This is a genomic window from Terriglobus roseus DSM 18391 (assembly GCF_000265425.1).
GTDB lineage: Bacteria > Acidobacteriota > Terriglobia > Terriglobales > Acidobacteriaceae > Terriglobus > Terriglobus roseus.
The window spans coordinates 2,322,257-2,343,538 of record NC_018014.1; the positions used below are offsets into that span (position 1 = coordinate 2,322,257).

At 60.4% G+C, this 21,282-nt stretch carries 18 protein-coding genes; 7 read left to right on the forward strand and 11 right to left on the reverse strand.

Going from position 1 to position 21,282, the window contains the following annotated elements; genetic code table 11:
- Positions 1–4 precede the first annotated feature (4 nt).
- The 9 genes from TERRO_RS09710 to TERRO_RS09750 all read right to left on the reverse strand — a co-directional run bounded on the left by TERRO_RS09710 (position 5) and on the right by TERRO_RS09750 (position 10,699).
- Positions 5–922 (reverse strand): diacylglycerol/lipid kinase family protein, encoded by a 918-nt coding sequence (locus tag TERRO_RS09710; RefSeq protein ID WP_014785825.1) that lies wholly within the window; start codon positions 920–922, stop codon positions 5–7.
- Positions 923–934: 12 nt separating this feature from the next.
- Positions 935–2,032 (reverse strand): zinc-dependent dehydrogenase, encoded by a 1,098-nt coding sequence (locus TERRO_RS09715; RefSeq protein ID WP_014785826.1) that lies wholly within the window; start codon positions 2,030–2,032, stop codon positions 935–937.
- Positions 2,029–2,718 carry a phosphorylase family protein gene (locus tag TERRO_RS09720; protein ID WP_014785827.1) on the reverse strand — a complete coding sequence of 230 codons (690 nt, stop codon included), beginning with the start codon at positions 2,716–2,718 and terminating at the stop codon, positions 2,029–2,031. Before TERRO_RS09720 ends, TERRO_RS09715 begins: the two co-directional genes overlap by 4 nt.
- On the reverse strand, positions 2,715–3,722 hold the full coding sequence (gene hpnA / locus TERRO_RS09725; RefSeq protein ID WP_014785828.1) for a hopanoid-associated sugar epimerase: 1,008 nt from the start codon (positions 3,720–3,722) through the stop codon (positions 2,715–2,717). Before hpnA ends, TERRO_RS09720 begins: the two co-directional genes overlap by 4 nt.
- A gap of 19 nt (positions 3,723–3,741) precedes the next feature.
- Positions 3,742–4,194 carry a hypothetical protein gene (locus tag TERRO_RS09730; RefSeq protein ID WP_014785829.1) on the reverse strand — a complete coding sequence of 151 codons (453 nt, stop codon included), beginning with the start codon at positions 4,192–4,194 and terminating at the stop codon, positions 3,742–3,744.
- Between the two features lie 2 nt (positions 4,195–4,196).
- A complete protein-coding gene (gene hpnH, locus TERRO_RS09735) occupies positions 4,197–5,348 on the reverse strand; it encodes an adenosyl-hopene transferase HpnH (protein WP_014785830.1) in 1,152 nt (383 codons plus the stop codon).
- A 67-nt stretch (positions 5,349–5,415) separates the two neighbouring features.
- Positions 5,416–7,452 (reverse strand): squalene--hopene cyclase, encoded by a 2,037-nt coding sequence (shc, locus tag TERRO_RS09740; protein WP_014785831.1) that lies wholly within the window; start codon positions 7,450–7,452, stop codon positions 5,416–5,418.
- Between the two features lie 117 nt (positions 7,453–7,569).
- Positions 7,570–8,550: a 4-hydroxy-3-methylbut-2-enyl diphosphate reductase gene (locus tag TERRO_RS09745; RefSeq protein ID WP_014785832.1), complete on the reverse strand. Its 981-nt coding sequence runs from the start codon at positions 8,548–8,550 to the stop codon at positions 7,570–7,572.
- A 376-nt stretch (positions 8,551–8,926) separates the two neighbouring features.
- Positions 8,927–10,699, reverse strand: coding sequence for a DNA repair protein RecN (locus TERRO_RS09750; RefSeq protein ID WP_014785833.1), 1,773 nt, complete (start codon positions 10,697–10,699; stop codon positions 8,927–8,929).
- Between the two features lie 175 nt (positions 10,700–10,874).
- On the opposite strand from TERRO_RS09750, the gene TERRO_RS09755 reads away from it, so the two are divergent.
- The 6 genes from TERRO_RS09755 to TERRO_RS09780 all read left to right on the forward strand — a co-directional run bounded on the left by TERRO_RS09755 (position 10,875) and on the right by TERRO_RS09780 (position 16,205).
- On the forward strand, positions 10,875–11,660 hold the full coding sequence (locus TERRO_RS09755; protein ID WP_014785834.1) for a MotA/TolQ/ExbB proton channel family protein: 786 nt from the start codon (positions 10,875–10,877) through the stop codon (positions 11,658–11,660).
- 20 nt (positions 11,661–11,680) lie between these two features.
- Positions 11,681–12,085 carry an ExbD/TolR family protein gene (locus TERRO_RS09760; RefSeq protein WP_014785835.1) on the forward strand — a complete coding sequence of 135 codons (405 nt, stop codon included), beginning with the start codon at positions 11,681–11,683 and terminating at the stop codon, positions 12,083–12,085.
- A 3-nt stretch (positions 12,086–12,088) separates the two neighbouring features.
- Positions 12,089–12,889, forward strand: coding sequence for a TonB family protein (locus TERRO_RS09765; protein WP_014785836.1), 801 nt, complete (start codon positions 12,089–12,091; stop codon positions 12,887–12,889).
- 77 nt (positions 12,890–12,966) lie between these two features.
- Positions 12,967–14,304, forward strand: a complete 1,338-nt coding sequence (locus TERRO_RS09770) for a PD40 domain-containing protein (RefSeq protein WP_014785837.1) — start codon at positions 12,967–12,969, stop codon at positions 14,302–14,304.
- A gap of 51 nt (positions 14,305–14,355) precedes the next feature.
- A complete protein-coding gene (locus TERRO_RS09775) occupies positions 14,356–15,114 on the forward strand; it encodes an OmpA family protein (protein WP_014785838.1) in 759 nt (252 codons plus the stop codon).
- 116 nt (positions 15,115–15,230) lie between these two features.
- Complete coding sequence (locus tag TERRO_RS09780; protein WP_014785839.1) at positions 15,231–16,205, forward strand: tetratricopeptide repeat protein; 975 nt, start codon at positions 15,231–15,233, stop codon at positions 16,203–16,205.
- Positions 16,206–16,220: 15 nt separating this feature from the next.
- Here the strand turns inward: TERRO_RS09780 and TERRO_RS09785 are convergent, their stop codons facing one another.
- Positions 16,221–17,300 (reverse strand): dihydrodipicolinate synthase family protein, encoded by a 1,080-nt coding sequence (locus TERRO_RS09785; RefSeq protein WP_014785840.1) that lies wholly within the window; start codon positions 17,298–17,300, stop codon positions 16,221–16,223.
- Between the two features lie 114 nt (positions 17,301–17,414).
- Here TERRO_RS09785 and TERRO_RS09790 point away from each other — a divergent pair, with 114 nt between their 5' ends.
- Positions 17,415–17,900: a hypothetical protein gene (locus TERRO_RS09790; RefSeq protein WP_014785841.1), complete on the forward strand. Its 486-nt coding sequence runs from the start codon at positions 17,415–17,417 to the stop codon at positions 17,898–17,900.
- Between the two features lie 72 nt (positions 17,901–17,972).
- Here the strand turns inward: TERRO_RS09790 and carB are convergent, their stop codons facing one another.
- A complete protein-coding gene (gene carB, locus TERRO_RS09795; RefSeq protein WP_014785842.1) occupies positions 17,973–21,260 on the reverse strand; it encodes a carbamoyl-phosphate synthase large subunit in 3,288 nt (1,095 codons plus the stop codon).
- Between the last annotated feature and the right edge of the window lie 22 nt (positions 21,261–21,282).

A 21,282-nucleotide genomic window follows, 5' to 3' on the forward strand; every position in this document is an offset into this window, starting at 1 on the left:
ACGCTTAGAGCGTCGTGGGCAGTAGCAAGGTAATCGTCCGCGATGAACGGAGTTGGATCATTGCCGGCAGGCACCCGACCCACTCACCGTCCGCCTGCACGTGAGTTCTGCCAACCGCTCCGTCACACGTGAATGAGACCACATCGTGTCGGCTGAGCAGCGGGTTCCAGCGCTCCAGCCGCAACCATGAGGACAGAAACCAAAGCGGCATAGCAAGCAGTGCCGGCGCTTTGACGAGCACCAGTCGCATGCTCTCGTCATTGAACGTGGCGCCGCGTGCCACACCCGGAAAGATGCCGCCGAGATCCCCGATGCGCAGTGCCATCGCACTCACTGCCTCCGCCGTCCCCTCCGTGCCATCCGCACCCTTCCATTGCACGCGAAACGGACGGAAGCCCCCACGCAGCAACAGGCGCAGAGCATGCCAAAGGTAGGCCCACCGCCCTACGAAGCTTCGATTGATCGTCAGCATTCGGTACATCAAGGCACCGTCGGGCCCACTACCGGCCATCGTCAAGAAGTAGCGTTCGCCGCTCGTTGTCACACACTGACCAACGGCTACACGGCGCTCGCGCCTCGCGGCATAGGCAGCGGCCGCTCGCAGCGGATTCAACGGAATGGATAGCTCGCGGCACAACGCATTCGCACTGCCCAGCGGGATGATCGCGAGCTTCGCTGAAGTACCGACGATGCCCTGCAACACGTCGTGAACGGTACCGTCGCCGCCGCAGGCAAAGATGACCTCCGCACGCTCCGCAATCGCCGAGCGCGCCTGGTCCCCGGCACTGCCGCGATGCGTGGTCGCTGTCACCGTAAGCTCGTATCCATGCCCGCGCAGCAACGAAGCAATCTGCTGCACCGTGGCCTCACGGGCACTGCGGTTGCGGCCAGCCTGCGGGTTGTAGAGCAGAAGGCCGCGCATGATGTCTGGAGTCTACGGCTGAATGACGATCTTCATGGAGTCGGCAACAGGATGCGATGCCAGGTCGATCCCTTTCACAGCGTCCTCAAGTGAGAAGCGGTGCGAGATCAGCTTCGTAAGATCGAATGTGCCGTCGCGATAACCGCTGAACACGAGCTCAATCGCCTCATCCTGGATGGCAACGGAAGATGAGTACGACCCCATCAACGTCTTCTCATCCATGCAGACAGCGGCCGGATCGAAGGGAGCTTCGCCATGCTGCGTCTGCGCAAAGAGGCAGACACGGCCACCGGGCCGAATCGCATTCATCGCCAGGGTGATCAGGCTGTTCGCGCCCACGGCAAGCAGAGCAACATCCGCGCCACGCCCCTCGGTCACACGCTTGCACTCCGCAACGACGTCGGCGTTCGCATCCAGCGGATGATCGAGTCCGTACCCCGCAGCCACCGCATGACGCTCCGCGTAGAGATCGCTCGTCAGCACATGCGGCGTCTTGCGCTTGGCAAGAGCAGCCAGCAGGATGCCAATGGGTCCCTGACCGATGACAAGAACAGTCTCATCATCCTTCAGGTCAAGAAGCTCAATGGCCTTGTAGCAGGTGTTGACCGGCTCGATCCATGCAGCCTGCTCAAACGGAATATCGTTAGGAAGCTTAATTAATCCCCTGCGAACGATCCAGTCCATCACGCGGATATACTCCGCAAACCCACCGCCCGATGGCTCGCCAAAGCCAGCCGTAGCGCCAACCTTCTTGTACGTCTCGCACTGCGCAAAGGTCTGCTTGCGGCAGTAGTAGCACTCGCCGCAGGGAATATGGTGAAAGCTCATCACGCGGTCGCCAACCGCAAAGCCCTTAACTCCCTCGCCCACCTGCACGATGGTTCCAGCCATCTCATGGCCAAAGATCCGCGGCGCCGAGTGCGATCCCGTGTGGATCTTCTTCAGATCCGTCCCGCAGATGCCGCAGGTATCGATCTTCATCAACACTTCGCCAGCGCCGATCGTCGGCACGACAACCGTCTCCACACGAACATCATTCACAGCACGGTACACAGCAGCGCGCTGCTCCGTTGGCAAGGTCGTTTCTTCACGAGTCACTGCAACACTCATCGCGGTCTCTCAATTCCAATGTCATCGGCAATGGCTGCGCACAGATTCACCGCTGCCAGCTTTGCCTGCTTGCCAAACTGCGCAAGCGAACTCCAGCACTGCGGCTTCGTCGCAACATGTGCGATGAAGCGCGCCGTCGCGAACTGCCCTGCTGCGGTCACGAACGGATTCATATCCGGCAGCTCTTCATCCAGGGTATCGCTGATGGCCTTGATGGCGCGGAAGCCCAAACCGTTCGCCATAGCCAAACGTGCCACCGTGGAAGCTTCCATATCCACCGCAACCGCCCCGTCATAAGTACCCGCCAGGCGATGCTTCTCTTCACGCACAGCAACGCGCGTTGATGTCAGCAACAGTCCGCCAGGGCCATTGGCCGGCAGCATCTCACCCGTATTCAGATCGCGCACCATGCTGGCACGCACGATCGAACCCGGCGCCAGTTCTTCGCGCAGAGCACCCGCCCAGCCAACGGACAGTAACTGCATCGGTTCGCACACCTGGCGCGCTCGCGCAAATGAACGCAGCGCCGCGTTCGCTCCCATACCGCCCGCAAAGGCCATGATCGGCCCATTAGGATGCTGCCACCCGTCGACGCCGTCCTTGGTCTCAAGCGCAGCCCAACTACGGACCAGCGGCTTCAGTTCGCCAGGCATAGCGGCGATGATCACGATCGCATCGTTCATCATGCGCGTGCCTTGTATGCCGGCGCATAGCCATTCGCAACGAACCACTCCATCGCCGAACGCAATGCCATATCCACCGGCTTCACCTCGAAGCCCAATTCTCTCTCCGCCTTCGTCGAAGCCGCGAACATCATCTTGCGCCCCATACGCACGGCCTCAACGGTTGCCCGTGGCTCCTTACCCCGGAGCTTGCCCGTGATCGTCTCGTCGAAGAAAGCGAAGGCCATCGCAACGCCGTGCGGCACCTTATGCTTCGGCGATGGCAGACCACTCATGGCGGCCATGCGATCGAGAATCTGCTTCAGCGTCAGGTTCTCGCCACCCAGGATGTAACGCTCACCCGGTGTGCCACGATCCAGTGCAACGACGTGCATGCGCGCAATCTCGGCGACATCCACCAGGTTCAGGCCGGTGTCCACGTAAGCCGGAAAGTTCTTGTTCAAGAAGTCAACGACGATGCGGCCAGTCGGCGTTGGCTTGCGATCCTGAGCACCAATTGGCGTCGTGGGATTTAGGATCATGACGTGCTGCCCAGCCCGCGCGGCTGCAATCGCCTCCTGCTCCGCAAGCCACTTCGAACGCTTGTAGTGGCCGATCATGTCGGCTTCGCTCACTGGAGTCGTCTCGTCGACGATGATGTTTGACTTGGTAAAGCCCATGGTCGCCACGCTCGACGTGTACACCACGCGCGGCACGCCCACCTCACGCGCCAGCTTCAACAGTTCACGCGTGCCGTCAACGTTGGCCTTGTACATGTCCGCAGGATCGGGCACCCACAGTCGATAGTCCGCAGCGACATGCACCAACGCATCGCAGCCTGTCAGCGCTGAGCGTAACGAGGACACATCGCGCAGATCGCCAACGACCGTCTCGCCCGCGATCCCCTCAAGCGAAGCAAGATTACTCGAGGAGCGTGTGAGCAGGCGCAGCTCGGCACCCGCCGCAGCGTAGGCGCCAGCCACATGACTACCGACGAACCCCGTTGCTCCAGTAAGAAAAACCCGCATGAATGGTTAGGTAGCCGAACTAATCGAGCTTCTCCGGCTCGATCTGGATGTTCTTCTCGCCGGCTGCCTTCTTCTCCCAGTACTTCTTGACCCAGGCGTCAAAGGTCTTACCTGCGGCGGTGTCGCGGCCGCTGAAGTTGACCGCAGCGATCTCCGCGTACGGAATGCTGCGACGCGAACGGTCTTCGCCCTTCGACGGCATCACACGCACCATGGAATCCAGCAGCGTCTTGCCCTGACGGCGATCGTAGACGTAGCCCTCGACAACTTCGCCGGACTTCAAAGTGAGCGTCACATCGCCGCGGTAGTCGAACGCCTTTTCAAGCACGTCCTTCACTTCCGCTTCGGTCGCGAGCTCTGGAATCCATCCTTCCAGATTCTCGCGCTCGCGGCCCGCCATTACTTCCAGCTGGTCGGGCGATGCCTCTTGCAGCTCTTCGATCTTGAGGTGTTCCTGCTGGTCAGTCGCCATCGTTAGTCTCCTGCCACCAGGGATTCCGCGTGGTTCACGCGCTCTGCTTCAGCCGACAGAATCGGCGAACCGATCTGCACCAGTTGGCCGTGGTTTGTTGGGCGCCAGTCATTCAGAATCTTATTCGCGCCATCGTCCTTGTAGGTGTTGAAGAAGATCGCCTTCGCGGTCTGCAGCAAGCCCTTGACCGAGCCGAAGGTGTAGTTCACACCGCTGGCCTCATAGCCCGAGTGCACCATGCAATTCGCGCAACGCGGGTTACCGCTCTCCGTGCCGTAGTTCGCCCACTCCACCGACTGCATCAGTTCGGCGAACGAGTCAGCATAGCCATCCTGCAGCAGGTAGCAAGGCTTCTGCCAGCCGAAGATGGAATAGGTCGGCATGCCCCAGGGCGTGCACGTCAGTTCCTTCTTGCCCATCAGGAATTCCATGAACATGGGCGAAGCATTGAAGCGCCAGGTCTTCTTCCGGTTCGACAGCAGCGCGCGGAAGAGCTTCTTCGAGCGGGCGCGGCCCAGGAAGTGCTTCTGGTCAGGAGCCTTGTCGTACGTGTAGCCGGGCGAAACCATCATGCTCTCAACGCCGGCTTCCATCAGCTGGTCGAAGTGGCGGCGAACCGAATTCGGGTCGGCACCATCGAAGAGCGTCGTGTTTGTCGTGACACGGAAACCTGCAGCCACGGCAGCGTGAACGCCTTCCATGGCGATGTCGTAACCGCCCTCGCGGCAGACACCAAAGTCATGATGCTCGCGCTCACCGTCCACGTGTACTGAGAACGACAGGTACTTCGAAGGCTTGAACAGGTGCAGCTTTTCCTTCAGCAGCAAGGCGTTCGTGCACATGTACACGTACTTCTTGCGAGCGACCAGGCCGGCGACAATCTCCGGCATGCGCGGGTGCAGCAGCGGCTCGCCGCCGGGAATGGCAACCATCGGTGTGCCGCACTCTTCCACTGCTTTGAAGCAGTCTTCGGGCGACAGCTCAGCCTTCAGGATATGGGCCGGGTACTGGATCTTGCCGCAGCCGGCGCATGCCAGGTTGCAGCGGAACAACGGCTCCAGCATTAACACCAGCGGATACCGCTTCTTACCCATCAACTTCTGCTTCAAGACGTAGGTTGCTACGGTCCAAGCTTGCGAAACTGGTACTGCCATTCGCGCTACCTCCAGCGTGCTTTACACGCATGCCACGCAAATGCGCAGCGAGTGAAAATCAAAACTTCTAAGCGTCACTGCGTGACATGCACTTATCGTAGGTCGTCAGCGCCAGCAACGGGAAATACTGTTTGTACAGGTGGTATCCCAGATAGAACACCCGCGGGAATCCGGTACCTGTGTAGTAGCTTTCGCCGTTTCGTCCCGGCACAAGCTCACTCCATGAACCGTCTTCCGCCTGGTGATCCACCAGCCAGCGCACACCCTTTGCAACCGAGTCGGAACGCGTATCGCCACCAGCCAGCAAGGCCAGTAGAGCCCAAGCGGTCTGTGAAGGCGTGGAAGGACCTACGCCCCGCGAACCCGGGTTATCGTAGGTGCCGCACGTCTCGCCCCATCCGCCGTCGTTGTTCTGCACGGACCGCACCCATTCCACCGACTGCTGAACCTGAGGCTCATTCGTATCGAACCCGATGGCTTCCAGGCCACGCAGCACAAGGAACGTGCCATACAAATAGTTCACACCCCAGCGCCCAAACCACGAACCATCGGACTCCTGCTCACGCAGGATGAACTGGACCGCTGCTTCCACACGCTTGTCACGGCGCGTGTAGCCATAGGCTGCCAACGTTTCCAGAATGCGGCCGGTAATGTCCACTGTCGGCGGATCCAGCATCGCGTTGTGATCGGCGAACGGGATGTACTGGAAGATCATCTTCGTGTTGTCACGATCAAACGAGGCCCAGCCGCCGTTGCGGCACTGCATGCCGAAGACCCAGTTGATGGCTCGCTCTGCGGCATCATGCTGACGAGCTTCCTGCGGATGGTCCACCATCTTCAGAGCCAGCAGGACCTCGCCCGTGTCGTCGACATCGGGGTAATGAATATTGTTGAAGAAGAATGCCCAGCCGCCCGGCTCGACGTTCTTGACCTTCTGAGCCCAATCACCCTTGTGGCGGTTCTCTTTGCTCAGCAGCCAATCGGCCGCCTTGATCATGCGCGGGTCTGTCGAGGACAGACCTGCCTCACCCAATGAGGAGACGACCTGGGCCGTATCCCATACGGGCGAAAGGCATGGCTGCATGCGGAAGGTCGGCACCGGATACTCCGGCGTTCCCTCCGGGCAATCGATCCCCAGCTTCTCAAATTCGTCCATCGCGCGAATCATCTGCGGATCATCGAGTGAGTATCCGAGATGCCGCAGAGCAACGATGGCATTCAGCATGGCAGGATAGATCGCTCCCAGACCGTCGGAACCCTCAAAGCGCTCCAGCATCCACTCCTCGGCCTTCTTCAGCGCAACCTTCCGCAGTGGGCGGATATGAATCCGCTCGGCCCAATGCACCATGCGATCCAGGAAGAGGAAGAAGTTACGCCACGAGACGATCTTCTTGTCCCAGCGCAGATGCAGATCGGAGTTCGCGCGACCGCCAACGAAGAGTTCGTCGATGCCCTGCTCTGCCGGCAGCAACTTCAACGGTTTCTTCGCGTACATGATCGACAGCGGCACCAGGATGCCGCGGGACCACGATGAGATCTCGTAGATGTTGAAGTAGAACCAGTTCGGCGCAAGAACGATCTCGGGCGGAATCGCCGGTACGGCGTCGTAATCGTACTGTCCAAACGCGCATAGATAGATCTTCGTGAAGGTGTTGCACTCCACGACACCGCCGTTCGCCAGCACCCACTCGCGTGCCTTGACGAGGATAGGATCATCCTGCGACCAGCCCATCAGCTTCAGCGCGTGGTAGGCCTTCACGCCGTAGTTAATGTTCGATGGTCCGCCAGGGTACAGACTCCATCCGCCATCGTCGTTCTGGTGACGCAGAATTTCATTCATTGCACGCTGCATCTTGCCGGGATCGCCCGTGCCCAGCAGCGTGTGCAGGAAGATGTAATCCGCCTCCAGCATCACGTCGGCTTCCAGTTCGCCGCACCAGTAGCCATCTGCGTGCTGCTGGCCCAGCAGCCACTCCTTCGCCGTTGACACGGCTGCACGCACTCTGTCCAGGCCAAGGTCAAGACGACCAAAGCGCGGCTGTGCGGGGCTCGCGGATGCGGTGGTTGCCGCTGGCGTGCCCGATCTCAAGTCATTTTCCTGCATTCTGATTAGACGAATCCTTCGGCAGATGCGGTGCAGCCTGCGAACCTTCGTGGATGCTGCAAATACGGCGTAAAACGCAATTGATACCGCGTTTCGGTAGCAAATGCCAGAGAAATACTAAGCGCGAACAGTCTGCGCTCCCGGCGCGGATGCGATGGCCTGCACGATCTCAGGCGGAAGGCCGAAACGGACGTTCTCCGGCATCACCTCAACCTCATCGACATCACCATATCCCTTGCCTTGCAGATAGGCCACAACTTCCTGCACCAAGACCTCAGGCGCAGACGCACCGGCCGTGATCGCCACGCGCCCTCTGCCCTCCAGCCACTCGGGCTGGATGTCCTTGGCGCTGTCGATCAGGTAGGACGTGGTCCCGATATTCATCGAGACCTCAACCAGGCGGTTCGAGTTGGAACTGTTCCGCGATCCGACGACGAGAACCAGATCGGCACCATGCGCCACATTCTTAACGGCAGTCTGGCGGTTCTCGGTGGCGTAGCAGATGTCCTGCGCATGCGGTCCCACGATCTTCGGGAACTTCTTCTTCAGCGCCTCGATCATGTACTTCGCTTCGTCCAGCGACAACGTGGTCTGCGTGAGATACGCAACGCGTTCTGGATCGGGCACGACAAGCTGATCAACCTCTTCAACGGTTGAAACCACCTGGGTCACATCCGGAGCCTCGCCCTGCGTGCCCTCGACTTCTTCGTGATCGCGATGTCCGACCAGCACCAGCGAGTAGCCCTGCTTGGCAAACTTGATCGCCTCGACGTGCACCTTGGTAACAAGTGGGCAGGTCGCGTCGATCACTTTAAGTCCGCGTTCCTTCGCGCGCTCACGAACAGCCGGCGAGACGCCGTGCGCGGAATAGATCACGCGCTTGCCCTCAGGCACCTCGTCCAGTTCGTTGACGAAGATCGCCCCCTTCTGGCGCAGGTCATCGACCACGTAGCTGTTGTGCACGATCTCTTTGCGCACGTAGATCGGCGCGCCGAAGGTGTCCAGCGCAATCTTGACGATGTCGACCGCGCGCACTACACCGGCGCAGAAACCACGGGGCTTCAGCAGCAGAACGCGCTTCTGTTTTTGCGCTGTCATTTTCGGCGGAGATGGGCGGGTCGAGGGTAAGGGTGCTCACCTTGAAAGTATACCGCGAAGTAAACAGCGAGTGGTCCGAATTGAACCGTCGCTGGTGCAAAGGCATGAAACTCTTGAGCGCGGCGGTGACGCAATATGGCGCACGCACCCAAGGCAGACCTAGAGATGTCCGCCGCAGCCCGTGTGAGTGCAATGACAACTCAGCGTGTTCGGGGCGGCGGCAGCCGCGTCCTTGCACAGATCCGAGCAGAATTTGCCTTCCGTAACCGTACAGGTGCAAGGCAGATGGGCGCATTTCTTTGGATCGTGAGACATTTGGGGCCTCCGCTTGACTTACTGGCAGGAAGTATAGACCTCGCCCAGTCCTAAGCAGCGACTATTTACTAGCCTTCAACATCTGCTCAGCGTGACGCAAACTCGTCTCCGTCACGGTGGCGCCACTGATCATGCGCGCTATCTCGCTCGTCCGCTCCTCTTCCTTCATCTGCCGGATCTGGGTGCGGGTACGGCCGTCACGCTCAGACTTCTCGACAAGGAAATGCTGATTCGCAAATGCAGCGATCTGCGGGAGATGCGTGACGCACAGAACCTGTTGATGGCTCGCGAGCGCCTTCAGCTTCTGCCCGACAGCCTCTGCCGCCCTCCCGCCGATACCGATATCGATTTCATCGAAGACCAGCGTGCGCGGCAGCGGGATCCGGCGGCGCGTACGGTCTGCTCCGCCCTCTTCAACCGAAACTTTCAGCGCCAGCATCACGCGGCTCATCTCGCCACCGCTCGCAATCTCTTCCAGCGGCTTCAGGGGTTCGCCGGCATTCGTCGCGATCAGGCATTCCACGTGGTCCCAGCCCACTGCAGTCCAGAAGCTCTGCTCCTTCTGCGGAGCAACCTCGACACGGAACTGCACCTTCATCGCAAGGTCATTAATCTGCTGCTCCGCGAGCTTTTCCAGGCTGCGGGCAGCCGTGGTCCGCGTCTCTGTCAGGTCGCTGGCGACGCACGTATAGATATGTTCCATCTCTGCAAGGGTCTGCTTCGCTTCCGCGATCAGGACATCGCGATTCTCGATCTCCTGAAGCTTGGTGGTCACATCCTCGCCATAGGCGATGACCTCGGCCAGGGTGCGGCCATACTTACGCTTCAGACGATCCAGCGCGGCCAGCCGATCCTCAATCGCCGACAGGCGTTCGGGCGAGGCATTGATGTTCTCTGCGTAATGACGGGAGGTCGCGCTGATGTCCGCCACAGTCGCACGAGCGTTGGCGATCTGCGTCGCTGCTTCGGTAAAGCTGCTGTCAAAGCGCGCAAGCTCTTCCAGATGCTTCTGCGCAGCGGCCAGCGTGCTCTCGGCAGAACCTTCGTTCTCGTACAAAACCTCGTGTGCGCTCATGGAAGCCGTGTAGAGCTTTTCAGCGTTCGCCAGGACACGCTTCTCGCTCTCGAGCTGCTCGTCTTCTTCCGCGGAGAGGATCTCTGCCTCGGCGATCTCGGTGCGTTGGAAGCTCCAAAGGTCGGCGTTACGGAGCCGCTCCTGCTCTTCTCCACTGAGACGATTCAGTTCTTCCATAGCCTCGCGCCACATGGTGTATGCAGTGCGGATATTTTCGCCTGCCCGCGCGGGATCAAGGCCCTTGCGCGTCATCAAACGGGTCCGTAATTCGCCCGACAACTCACGGCCCGGCAGCAGCGCCGTCTGGATGCCGGCATAACGGTCCAGCAGGCCACGCTGCTGCGTTTGATCAAAGGAATTCGTGGTTTCGGACTGGGCATGCACCAGCGCAAGTTCCGGTGCCAACTGCCGCAAAACACCAACCGTCGCAGGCTGATTGTTCAGAAAGACACGGCCCTTACCGCTGATATTGACCTCGCGGCGCAATAGGATCTCCGTGCCTTCAACATCGATACCGTTGGCCTCAAGGATCGCCTCAGCACCCGGCGTCGCTTCAAAGACGCAGGAAACCACGGCTTTTTCTGCACCATGCCGCACCACATCACTGGCAGCGCGACCGCCCATCAGCAGCGCGAGCGCGTCGACAAGGATCGATTTACCCGCGCCCGTCTCACCCGTAAGAAGGTTCAGGCCAGCACCAAAGGTTGCGACGGCGTGGTCGATGACGGCGTAGTTTTCGGCTCGAAGCTCCAACAGCATTTTCGCCCTACCTTCGCGCAGAGAATAGCATGGAGCACCACAGGAAAGGTGCGGTTTTGCCGGAACAGCATTGTCAAAATAAGTACACGGCCACTCGCCCGGATCTCGTGGCCGGAATCTTCGGAGGTACGTAGATCAACCCCATTCGCCGCGAGCCGCTACACTTTCACAAGGTATGGCTATTCTCCTCGCGCTCCTGTTGCAAGACGATGTTCCTGTCTCCGCCGCCACCGCGCCACCCGCTGCGGCCAACTCCTCTGCCTTAATGGAGATGCTGCACAACAGCGGCCCCGTCGCTCTTGCGGTGTTGCTCTTGCTGCTGGCGATGTCGATCTTTTCGTGGACGATTATTCTGACGAAAGCCGGCGCCTTCCGCCGTGCCCGCGCGAAGAGCCAGGCCTTTCTACGTGCCTTTCGCAAGTCGACGCGACTCAGCGAGATCGCAACGGTGTCGGACAGTTACAAACCATCACCTCTAGTTTCTGTCTTCACGGAAATCGTCGATGAGTACCAGCGCCAAACGGGCGGTCGTGGCCTTCCGCGCAACCCCATCACGATTGAGCGCGCCGCGCAGATTGCCTCCAGCGAAGCACTCTCCGAGCTGGAGACCCAGTTGACATGGCTCGCGACCATTGCTGCCGTCGCGCCATTCATCGGACTGCTCGGCACCGTGATGGGTATCGTCGATGCATTCCACGGCCTCGGCACGCAGGGCGCCGCGACTCTCCGCGCCGTCGCGCCCGGCATCAGTGAAGCGCTGATCACAACCGCGGCCGGCCTTGTCGTCGCAATCCCCGCCGTCGTCGGGTACAACCAGCTCTCGGCCAGCACCAAGGAATTTGCCGCCCGCATGGACGACTTCAGCCGTGAACTGCTGAACGCACTCGAGAATGCAGCAGCAGGTGCGCCGCAGCCGCCACCCGCTGAAGACCCGCGCCGTCGCGCCATGCAGACCAACTAAGCCCTTAGGAGATCGACACCATGGCCTTCTCCACTCGACGGACGCAGTCCTCGCTCGCTGAGATCAACATCACGCCGCTGGTCGACGTGGTCCTCGTTCTGCTGCTCATCTTCATGCTGACCGCACCTGTGCTGCAGTCGGGCATCGAGGTCGCAGTGCCTCAGACGCGTACCGTAAATCAGCTCACGGAAGAGCGCACGGTTGTCTCCATCGACCACGAGCGACGCGTTTATCTGCAGGACAAGCCGGTCAACATCGCCGAACTGCCCAGGCTGCTCCGTTCCAAGGGTGATCCGTCCAAGAAGGTGATCTACCTGCGGGCAGATCAGAAGGTTCCCTTCGGCGCCTTTGCCTCTGTGATGGACGCCGTGAAGCAGGCGGGCATCACCAACATCAGCATCGTCACCAGGCCCTTCGAGAAGTAAGCAATGCCGGCAGTGCAGGAGCCAACCCGAACCGGTCGCACCACGAAGCAGAACTTCGTGGTCGCGCTGGCGCTGCATGGAATCATCATCGGCGGCATCATCGGCTCGGCCTACGTCTTCCATAAGACTGGTGATGCCTGGGGCGACAAGGCTGATGTCACGGGTGCCGTGCAAGCGACCATGGTCAGCTCTGTACCGCTGCCGCCCAAGGTGCAGCCGACCACCGACAACGTGCTGGCCTCAGAATCCCCGAGCCCTGTGCCGCCTCCTCCAAAGGCCGCTGCGGAGCCTCCGCCAAAGCCGACCGACATCCCCATCGTCGTGAAGCAGCCGGACAAGAAGCAGCCTCCCAAGACCGCGGAAGCACCTTCGCCAAAGCCACCGGAGCACCCGCAACCGGCAAAGCCGCAGCCTGATAAGGCCGCCACAGGCGAGACGGCCGGCCTGCGAGTCGCCATGACTGCCGTTGAGAATCGCGCAGGTACCTCGTCTACGAACGTTGCGGACTCGGCCTTCGGCCAGCGCTATGCATATTATGTGCGCGCACTGACGCAGAAAGTCGCGCAGCAGTGGTTTACGCAAACGCTGGACAGCGGTGCCCCCGGGCACCGCGTCTACATCAGTTTCCGCGTCGAGCGAGACGGCACGCCATCGCAAATCCAGATTGCCAAGCCGAGCGGAGATGCCACCCTGGACGCGAGCGCTCTGCGTGCTTTGCAGCGCATCGACACCTTTGGCCCGCTACCCGATGGATATAACGGCCAGTACATCAACGTTCAGTATTATTTCGATCCCAAGCAGTAGATAGTGCGCGATTTACCGTACCCAATCTGGCACCTGTACCAGCCGATAGGAAACGCGTGCGTCTACCATAGAGAACGATGACGATCCGCATACAGCAATCTCTTCGTCGCGCGCTTCTGTCGCTTGCCTTGGCCGGCTGCATTGCCCCGCAACTGCACGCGCAGGACAACGTATTTACTGGGACCAACACCGGAGCCGACCGCGTCCGCATCGCCGCCGCTGACTTTCGCGGAGGAACGCCTGACGCCGCAGCTCTGAAGCGTACCTTCGATACCGTTCTCTACAGCGACCTTGGCAACGCCGGCGTCTTCGATCTTGTTTCGAAGAGCATGCAGCCGCAGGCGACTCCCGGCGCACCTGCCGAGATTCGTCTCGCTGACTGGGGTGGTGGCACAACCAACGCCGCCTTCGTCGCCTTCGGTTCCTTCAGCATCAACGCAGGCCGCGCCGTCGTGAGCGCCTATGTCGACGACACGCACAACGCGCAATTCCCACAGGTGCTCGGCAAGCAGTACACCGAAGCCGCGGACGAGAACGGCGCGCGTACCATCGCTCACAAGCTGGCTGACGAGATCATCCTCCGCCTTGGTGGCGGCATTCCCGGCATCGCCGAAAGCAAGATCTACTATGTGCATGCAGGTGGCGGCAGCAAAGAGATCTGGGCCATGGATTACGACGGTGCGAACGCGCACGCCGTGACGAACCTGGGAACAATCTCTATCTCGCCCCGCGTCTCTCCGGACAACTCGCGCGTAGCCTTTTCTTCGCTGGGCAAGTACGGTTTTCAGATCCGAGTTTTCTCGCTCCTGCTGAACCGCATGGTGTCCTTCCCGGACAGCAGCGGCACGAACCTGTCGCCGGCCTGGTCTGCCAACGGTCAACTGGCTTACTCTTCCTCACGCTCAGGCGATCCGGAGATTTACGTCTCTGACGGCAGCGGAAACAGCGCGCGGCGCATCACGAACTCGCGTGGTCCGGACGTTTCGCCCACTTGGAATCCGAAGACTGGATCGCAACTCGCGTGGATAAGCGGTCGCACCGGCTTGCCGCAGGTCTATATCATGGACACGGATGGCGCCGGCGTTCAACGCATGACGGACACTGGCTATGCAACATCCGTCTCATGGTCGCCTAACGGCCAGTTCCTCGCCTTTGCATGGGACCGGAAGTACGGTCCAGGTGCGCCAGGCGGTCAGGATATTTACCTGATGGACGTGGCCAGCAAGAAGTGGATTCAGTTGACCAACGGCATCGGTCGCTGCGACTTCCCGTCGTGGTCTCCGGACGGCCGCCATATCGTCTTCGCAGTCGGTTCTGGCGCGCGTGCCGAGGTCTGGACGATGCTCGCCGACGGCACCGGAAAACATAAACTCGCAGGGACCGGCAGTGACATGCCAAACTGGAGCTTCCGGTAACTTTTTTTTGATTACACGCAAGCGGGCGTCACCGGCCGCAAGGAGAAACGAATGACACTGCACAAACTGCGGACCAATACGCTGCTCACGATCGCTGCCGCGTCCATGGTCCTGCTGTCCGGCTGCCACAAGAAGGTAAGCGCACCGCCACCCTACACGGCACCCGCTGCGGTCGATACCGCCATCGCGCCCACCGCTGTGCTCACAGCCGATCCCTCGGCGATCGATCTCGGCCAGTCCGTCGTGCTGAACTGGCGCACCACTGGCGCAACGTCGGTGACCATCGACGGCATCGGTCCGGTCAATCTTAGCGGCACGCAGAATGTCACGCCATCGAACTCCACCAACTTTCACCTGGTTGCGAAGGGTGATGGCGGTGTTGCGGAAGCCAACGTTCGCGTGACCGTCCGTGTCCCTGCGCCTCCGACTGCTGATCTCGGCACGCAGAATGACCTTGGCTCCGACGCCGCCTTCCATGCCGCGGTGCAGGATGTCTTCTTCGACTACGACAGCTACGACCTGCGCGCAGATGCTCAGACCAATGCAACGCAGGCTGCCAGCTACCTGTCGCAGCACCCGGCTATCAAGATCACCATCGGCGGTTACTGCGATGAGCGTGGATCGGCCGAGTACAACCTGGCTCTGGGCGAGAACCGCGCCAATGCAGCGAAGACCGCACTGGTCAACGCCGGCATTGCGACCAACCGCATCCGAGTGATCTCGTTTGGTAAGGAAAAGCAGTTCTGCACCGAGCAGAATGAAAGCTGCTGGCAGCAGAACCGCCGCGCGCAGTTCAACATCGACCGCTAAAGACATGTCTTGTGTTCGGCTCTGACAACAGGGCCGAGCGCAGGCATCGTTCACTTTCTTAACCTTTTCCTGCGGCAAGCGCGAGCCTGCCGCAGCCTTCGTTTTGAGGGACATCAATGCGCCGCTTCCTTCGCCTCGCGCCCGCTACACTCGCCGTCGCCGCCGTTTTGCTCTCTGCTCCCGTGCCGGCCTTTGCCGTCAACAAGGACATGATTCAACTGCAGACGCAGATCCAGCAGTTGCAGGATGCCGTGGCTCGCCTGCAGCAGTCCAACGATGAACGCATGGGCGTCATGAAGGATCTGGTGCAGCAGACCACCGACTCTGTCAACAAGATGGCGCTCGCCCTGGATACGCTGCAACGGCAGATGCATGCGCAGTCAGAGGCCTCCGGAAAAAGCCTGGAGACGGTCAGCGGACAGATGCAGTCGATCAACGACTCTGTGGATGAGTTGAAGGCACGCCTCGCCAAGATCGACCGCGCCATCGCCGACGTACAAAGCACGCAGCAGTCGATGGGCGCGCGAACGGACAATGGTGGCGGTTCATCCGCACCGGTGGCTCCCGCGCCCATGGATTCTCCGGCGCCCATCTCGTCGATGCCCGCGCCGACCGGCAAGACTTCCAAGCTCTTGCCGCCCGTCAATACAGTGCCATCAGCCAGCGCTGGTCTGCCCACGAAGTCTTCAGCGCCACCAGTCGAAGACCTCTACCTGACCGCGTTCACTGACTTTAACGGGGCGAAGTACTCGTTGGCGTCGGCTGAATTCGCCGACGTCATCAAGTTCTATCCCGACTCAAACCTCGCTGGGAATTCGTATTTCTATCTGGGCGAGATCGACTACAAAGCAGGCCGCTTCGCACCCGCATCGAAGAACTACGACAAGGTGATTGAGCAGTATCCTGGCAATCAGAAAATCCCTGTCTCGCAATTACGCAAGGGCGAGTCGCTGCTGGCCCTGAAGCAGACCGACGCGGGTGCGCGCGAACTACGGTCCCTTATCCAGCGCTATCCCAACTCGCAAGAGGCCGTGGCTGCGCGCAGCAAGCTCAACGCGCTCGGCATCACGGTCGTCCCGCGTAATCGCTAGGCCCGTGCCGCCCCGTTAGGAGCGCATGCCTCGCAGCAGGTTTGCAATCTGCGCCGCGCGGTCGCCTGTGACGGGCAGCAGCGGAAGTCTTGGGCGGCCACCAAAATAACCTGACAGTTCACTGCCCGCCTTGATTGCAGGCGTATCCCACGGCGCGATTCCCTGCTCCGCTACTGCCAGCCTTCCCTGTTTCTCCTTCATCAAGGAAGCGTCGCCGTCCTTCCAAGCAGCCCACACCTCAAACGCAGCTTGCGGCACAGCCGATGCGATTGGCATCAACAGCCCGCCTGCACCGGCATGTAGAGCCTCGGTGGCGCCTGCGGCCACACCCCACAGCACCTGGAATCCGACCTGCTTTGTACGTGTCTTCAACGCGGCCACTGGTGGTGCTGTCGCAACGGCCGCTTCGCCTGCCGTTGCACCGCTCAAGGAAGCGGCGCTGACAAAGCTGCCGCCGACCGCTGCTGCAGCTTCCGGCACATGCAACATGCGAGCGGTCGCAGCTGTGAAGGTGATGGTGGTGGTTACCGCGCGGGATACCTTTGCGGTCAACTCACGCACCTGCACGACGCGGCTGACGTGTGCCGAGTAGTCCAACAAGCCAATGACATTTGGATGTCCGCTCAGACGTTCAATCGCAGCGGACGGCAGCACCACCCGCGCTGGATCAGACACCAGGATCACCGGCAATTGCGATGCATCCGCGATGGCTTCAAAGTAGGTGAACAGTGCCGTCGTCGCTTCGCCATCTTCCCACAACAGGTTGCGATACTCGATCGGCGCCTCCACCAACACCGCATCGAAACGAGCTTCTGCCGCGACCTTCGCCAGCGCCAACGATGCGAAAACGCTGGGCAGCCCGATACCGGCAAGCAACACTTTCTCTTTCGCAGCCTCGGCGCCAACAGTTCGCAACACCTGGGCGCGTTCTTCGTCGGTCAATGATGCGGACTCGCCCGTGCTGCCAAGCGCGCAGAGGCCGCTCACCGGGGTCAGCGACAGCCGCCGCACATTGTGTTCCAGCTTGCGCAGGTTCAGCCTGCCATCCGGGTAAAACGGCGTCGTCAGCGGTACATGAATTCCATCGAGCAACATACTCCCATGGTATCGCCACTGTTGCGGGAGCGTCGTGGTGACGGCGCGGTTACCGCTTCCGCAACTACGGTTTCCGCTTTGCAAGCGCCCGGGAAGCAGCTAACGTAAGAGGCGATGGAATCCGTAGAAATCCGGGGCAATAAAACCACCAACGACCTCTTGCGGGAGGCTGGATGGTTTGCTCTGCACTCGTTGCTTGCGGTTGTCGTCCTCATCGCGATCCTGGCCGGCTTCTGGGGCGCACACGTAGATCCGGATGCTGCGACACCGAAGATGCTGTGCACCATTCTCGCTTTCGTGATTCCAGGGCTTGCAGCGTACGGCATTATGCGGACACATCCCGACGGCATCGCAGGCTATGTGTGGATCTCCGGCGCACTCTTCTTCGGCGTCGTCTGCGTCTATGTACTTGATCTGCCGACTGGTCCCGGTCTTTGCGAGCACTGCACCCTCATCGAGCGGCTTTACCGAACCTTCTTTTCCATCACACACAACAGCGGCATGCTGGGCGGTGACGGCGTGCTCATCGGAGCCTGGATTCCACTCTCGATTATCGGCTATTCCGTCGGAGCGAGGCTTGCCACCTCGGCCGTGGACTGATGCAAACGCTTTGAAACACGAAAGGCCTCCGACGAATCGGAGGCCTTTCGTTGTGTTGAGGAGACGAGCGAGTTAGACCTTCGCCGTCTCTCGTGACGCATGCAGCTCCTGCAGGTTGTAAACCGTGACGCTTCCGCCCTGCAGTGACGCGATACCCTCGGCAGCAGCGCGCGCTGCTGCGACCGTGGTGATCGTCGGGATGCGGGCCAGCACTGCGGCCCGGCGAATCGCCTTTTCGTCGAAGAACGTATCCTGTCCGCGCGGCGTGTTCACGATCAGTTGAATGCGTTCGCCCTTGATGAAGTCGACCACGTTAGGCCGGCCTTCCTTCACCTTATGCACACGCTCGACCTGCAGGCCCGCCGTCGACAACACATCGGCAGTGCCGTGCGTTGCGACCAGGTGGAAGCCCATCTCGACAAACTGCTTCGCCAGAGGCACAAGCGTTTCCTTGTCGTGATCGTTCACGCTCAGGAAGACTGTGCCCTTTGTCGGCAGGTTCTGTCCCGCAGCGATCTGCGCCTTGGCGAAGGCCTCGCCGAAGGTCTCGGCAACACCCATGACTTCACCCGTCGAGCGCATCTCCGGTCCGAGAACAGGATCGACACCCTGGAACTTACCCCACGGGAAGACCGGCGACTTCACGAAGTAGTGGTCGCCTGTGCCTAGGTCCTTGCCGCTTGCGAGTTCCGCCGGCAGCAGTTCCTTCAACGTGCGGCCCGTCATCAGGCGCGATGCAATCTTCGCCAGCGGGACGCCCGTCGCCTTAGACACGTAGGGCACCGTGCGCGAAGCACGCGGATTCACTTCGATGACGTAGACGATGCCACGCTGGATGGCGAACTGGATGTTGCACAGGCCGATCACGTTCAGCGCCAGCGCAAGCTGCCGCGTATAGCGACGGATCTGATTGAGAACGTCTTCCGTCAAATCAACCGCCGGCAGTACACAGGACGAATCGCCCGAGTGAATGCCGGCCTCCTCGATGTGCTGCATGATGCCCGCGATGATGACATCCTTGCCATCGCAGAGGGCGTCGACATCGACCTCGGTCGCGTCTTCGAGGAAGTGGTCGATCAGCACTGGCCGCTCCTGCGAATACTCGATCGCCGTGTTCATGTATTGCACGATCGCTGCATCGTCATACGCGATGACCATCGCGCGTCCACCCAACACGAAGCTGGGCCGCACGAGAACCGGATAGGTGATCTTGTTCGCGCCGGCAAGAGCTTCAGCGACGCTGGTTGCGAGCACGCCCGCAGGCTGCGGGATCTTCAGGTCTTCGATCAGCTTCTGGAAGCGCTTGCGATCTTCTGCAAGCTCAATTGATTCGGGCGAGGTTCCGATGATGGGCACTCCCGCCGCCTTCAGCGGCAGCGACAGGTTCAGCGGCGTCTGACCACCGAACTGCACGATCATGCCGATGTCTGCACCACCCGAAGCCTCATGCTTGTAGACCGCAAGAACGTCTTCGAAGGTCAGCGGCTCAAAGTAGAGACGATCGCTGGTGTCATAGTCGGTCGAAACTGTCTCCGGATTGCAGTTGACCATGATGGTCTCGTAGCCATCCTCGCGCAACGCGAACGCCGCGTGGCAGCAGCAGTAATCAAACTCAATGCCCTGGCCAATGCGGTTCGGTCCGCTGCCCAGGATTATGATCTTCTTGCGATCCGTCGGTGCCGCCTCATCCTCTTCGTCGTAGCTGGAGTACAGGTAGGGCGTGTAGCTCTCGAACTCGGCCGCGCATGTGTCCACCAGCTTGTAGACGGGCATGACGCCCATCTTCTCGCGCAATGCACGCACCGGTGCTGCAGCGTCCTTCCCTTCAAGACCCCACGATGCCGCAAGGATGTCATCGCTGACGCCCATGCGCTTGACCGTGCGCAGCTCGTCTTCCGTGATGGTGTCGATGCTGTTGCCAGCGGTCGACTTGATCTCATCGACGATCTGCTTCACCTGGAAGAGGAACCAGGGATCCATGCCGGTCAGGCGCGCAACTTCGCGCACCGTCATGCCCCGCTCAAAGGCGTAACGCACGTAGGTCAACCGCTCAGGATGCGCAGTGACCAGACGCTGCGTCAGGCGGCGCGGCTCGATGTCCGCAGCCGATGCTTTCTTGCCCGTCTCTAGGGAGCGGACGGCTTTCATCATCGCTTCTTTGAAGGTCCGGCCGATAGCCATCACTTCGCCGACCGACTTCATCTGCGGTCCAAGCGACTCATCGGCGCCCGGAAACTTCTCGAACTGCCACTTCGGAATCTTTACGACGACGTAGTCGATTGTCGGCTCAAAGCAGGCCGGCGTCGCCTTCGTGATGTCGTTCTGTAACTCATCCAGCGTGTAGCCAACCGCCAGGCGAGCCGCGATCTTTGCGATCGGGAAGCCCGTCGCCTTTGAAGCCAGCGCGGACGAACGCGACACGCGCGGGTTCATCTCGATGACGGTCATGCGGCCGTTCGCAGGATTCACGGCGAATTGCACATTGCTGCCGCCGGTCTCCACACCAATCTCACGGATGACACGGATGGCCGCATCGCGCATGCACTGGTACTCACGATCGGTCAGCGTCTGCGCGGGCGCAACGGTGATGGAGTCGCCCGTGTGAACGCCCATGGGATCGAAGTTTTCAATGGAACAGATGATGATGACGTTGTCCGCTAGATCACGCACAACCTCAAGCTCATACTCCTTCCAGCCGAGTACAGACTCTTCCAGCAGGCACTCGCCGACGGGAGAAAGATCCAGACCGCGCGACAGAATCTCCGTCAGCTCTTCACGGTTGTAGGCGATACCGCCGCCCGATCCGCCCAGCGTGAAGGAGGGGCGAATAACCGCGGGGAAACCGATCTTCTGCGTAAAGTCCAGGCCGTCACGCAGGTTGTTCACCAGGGCGGAACGCGGCATGTCGAGGCCGATCTTGTTCATCGCGTCCTTGAACAACAGACGGTCTTCGGCCTTCTTGATCGCGTCCAGCTTCGCGCCGATCAACTCCACGTTGTACTTGTCGAGCGTGCCCGCATCCGCCATATCGACAGCGAGGTTCAGCGCCGTCTGGCCACCGACTGTCGGCAGCAACGCGAAGACACCGGAGCGACCGCTCTCTTTAAGAAGTTCACTCTCTACGCGGAGAATCTCCTCCACGTACTTCGGTGTCAGAGGCTCGACGTACGTGCGGTCTGCGACCTCCGGGTCCGTCATGATGGACGCTGGATTGCTGTTGACCAGCACCACCTCGTAGCCTTCAGCCTTCAGCGCCTTACACGCCTGGGTGCCGCTGTAATCGAACTCGGCCGACTGGCCAATGACAATCGGACCGGAGCCGATTACCAGAATCTTTGCGATGTCATTCCTGCGTGGCATCTATCTCTTCTCTCTCACTCGC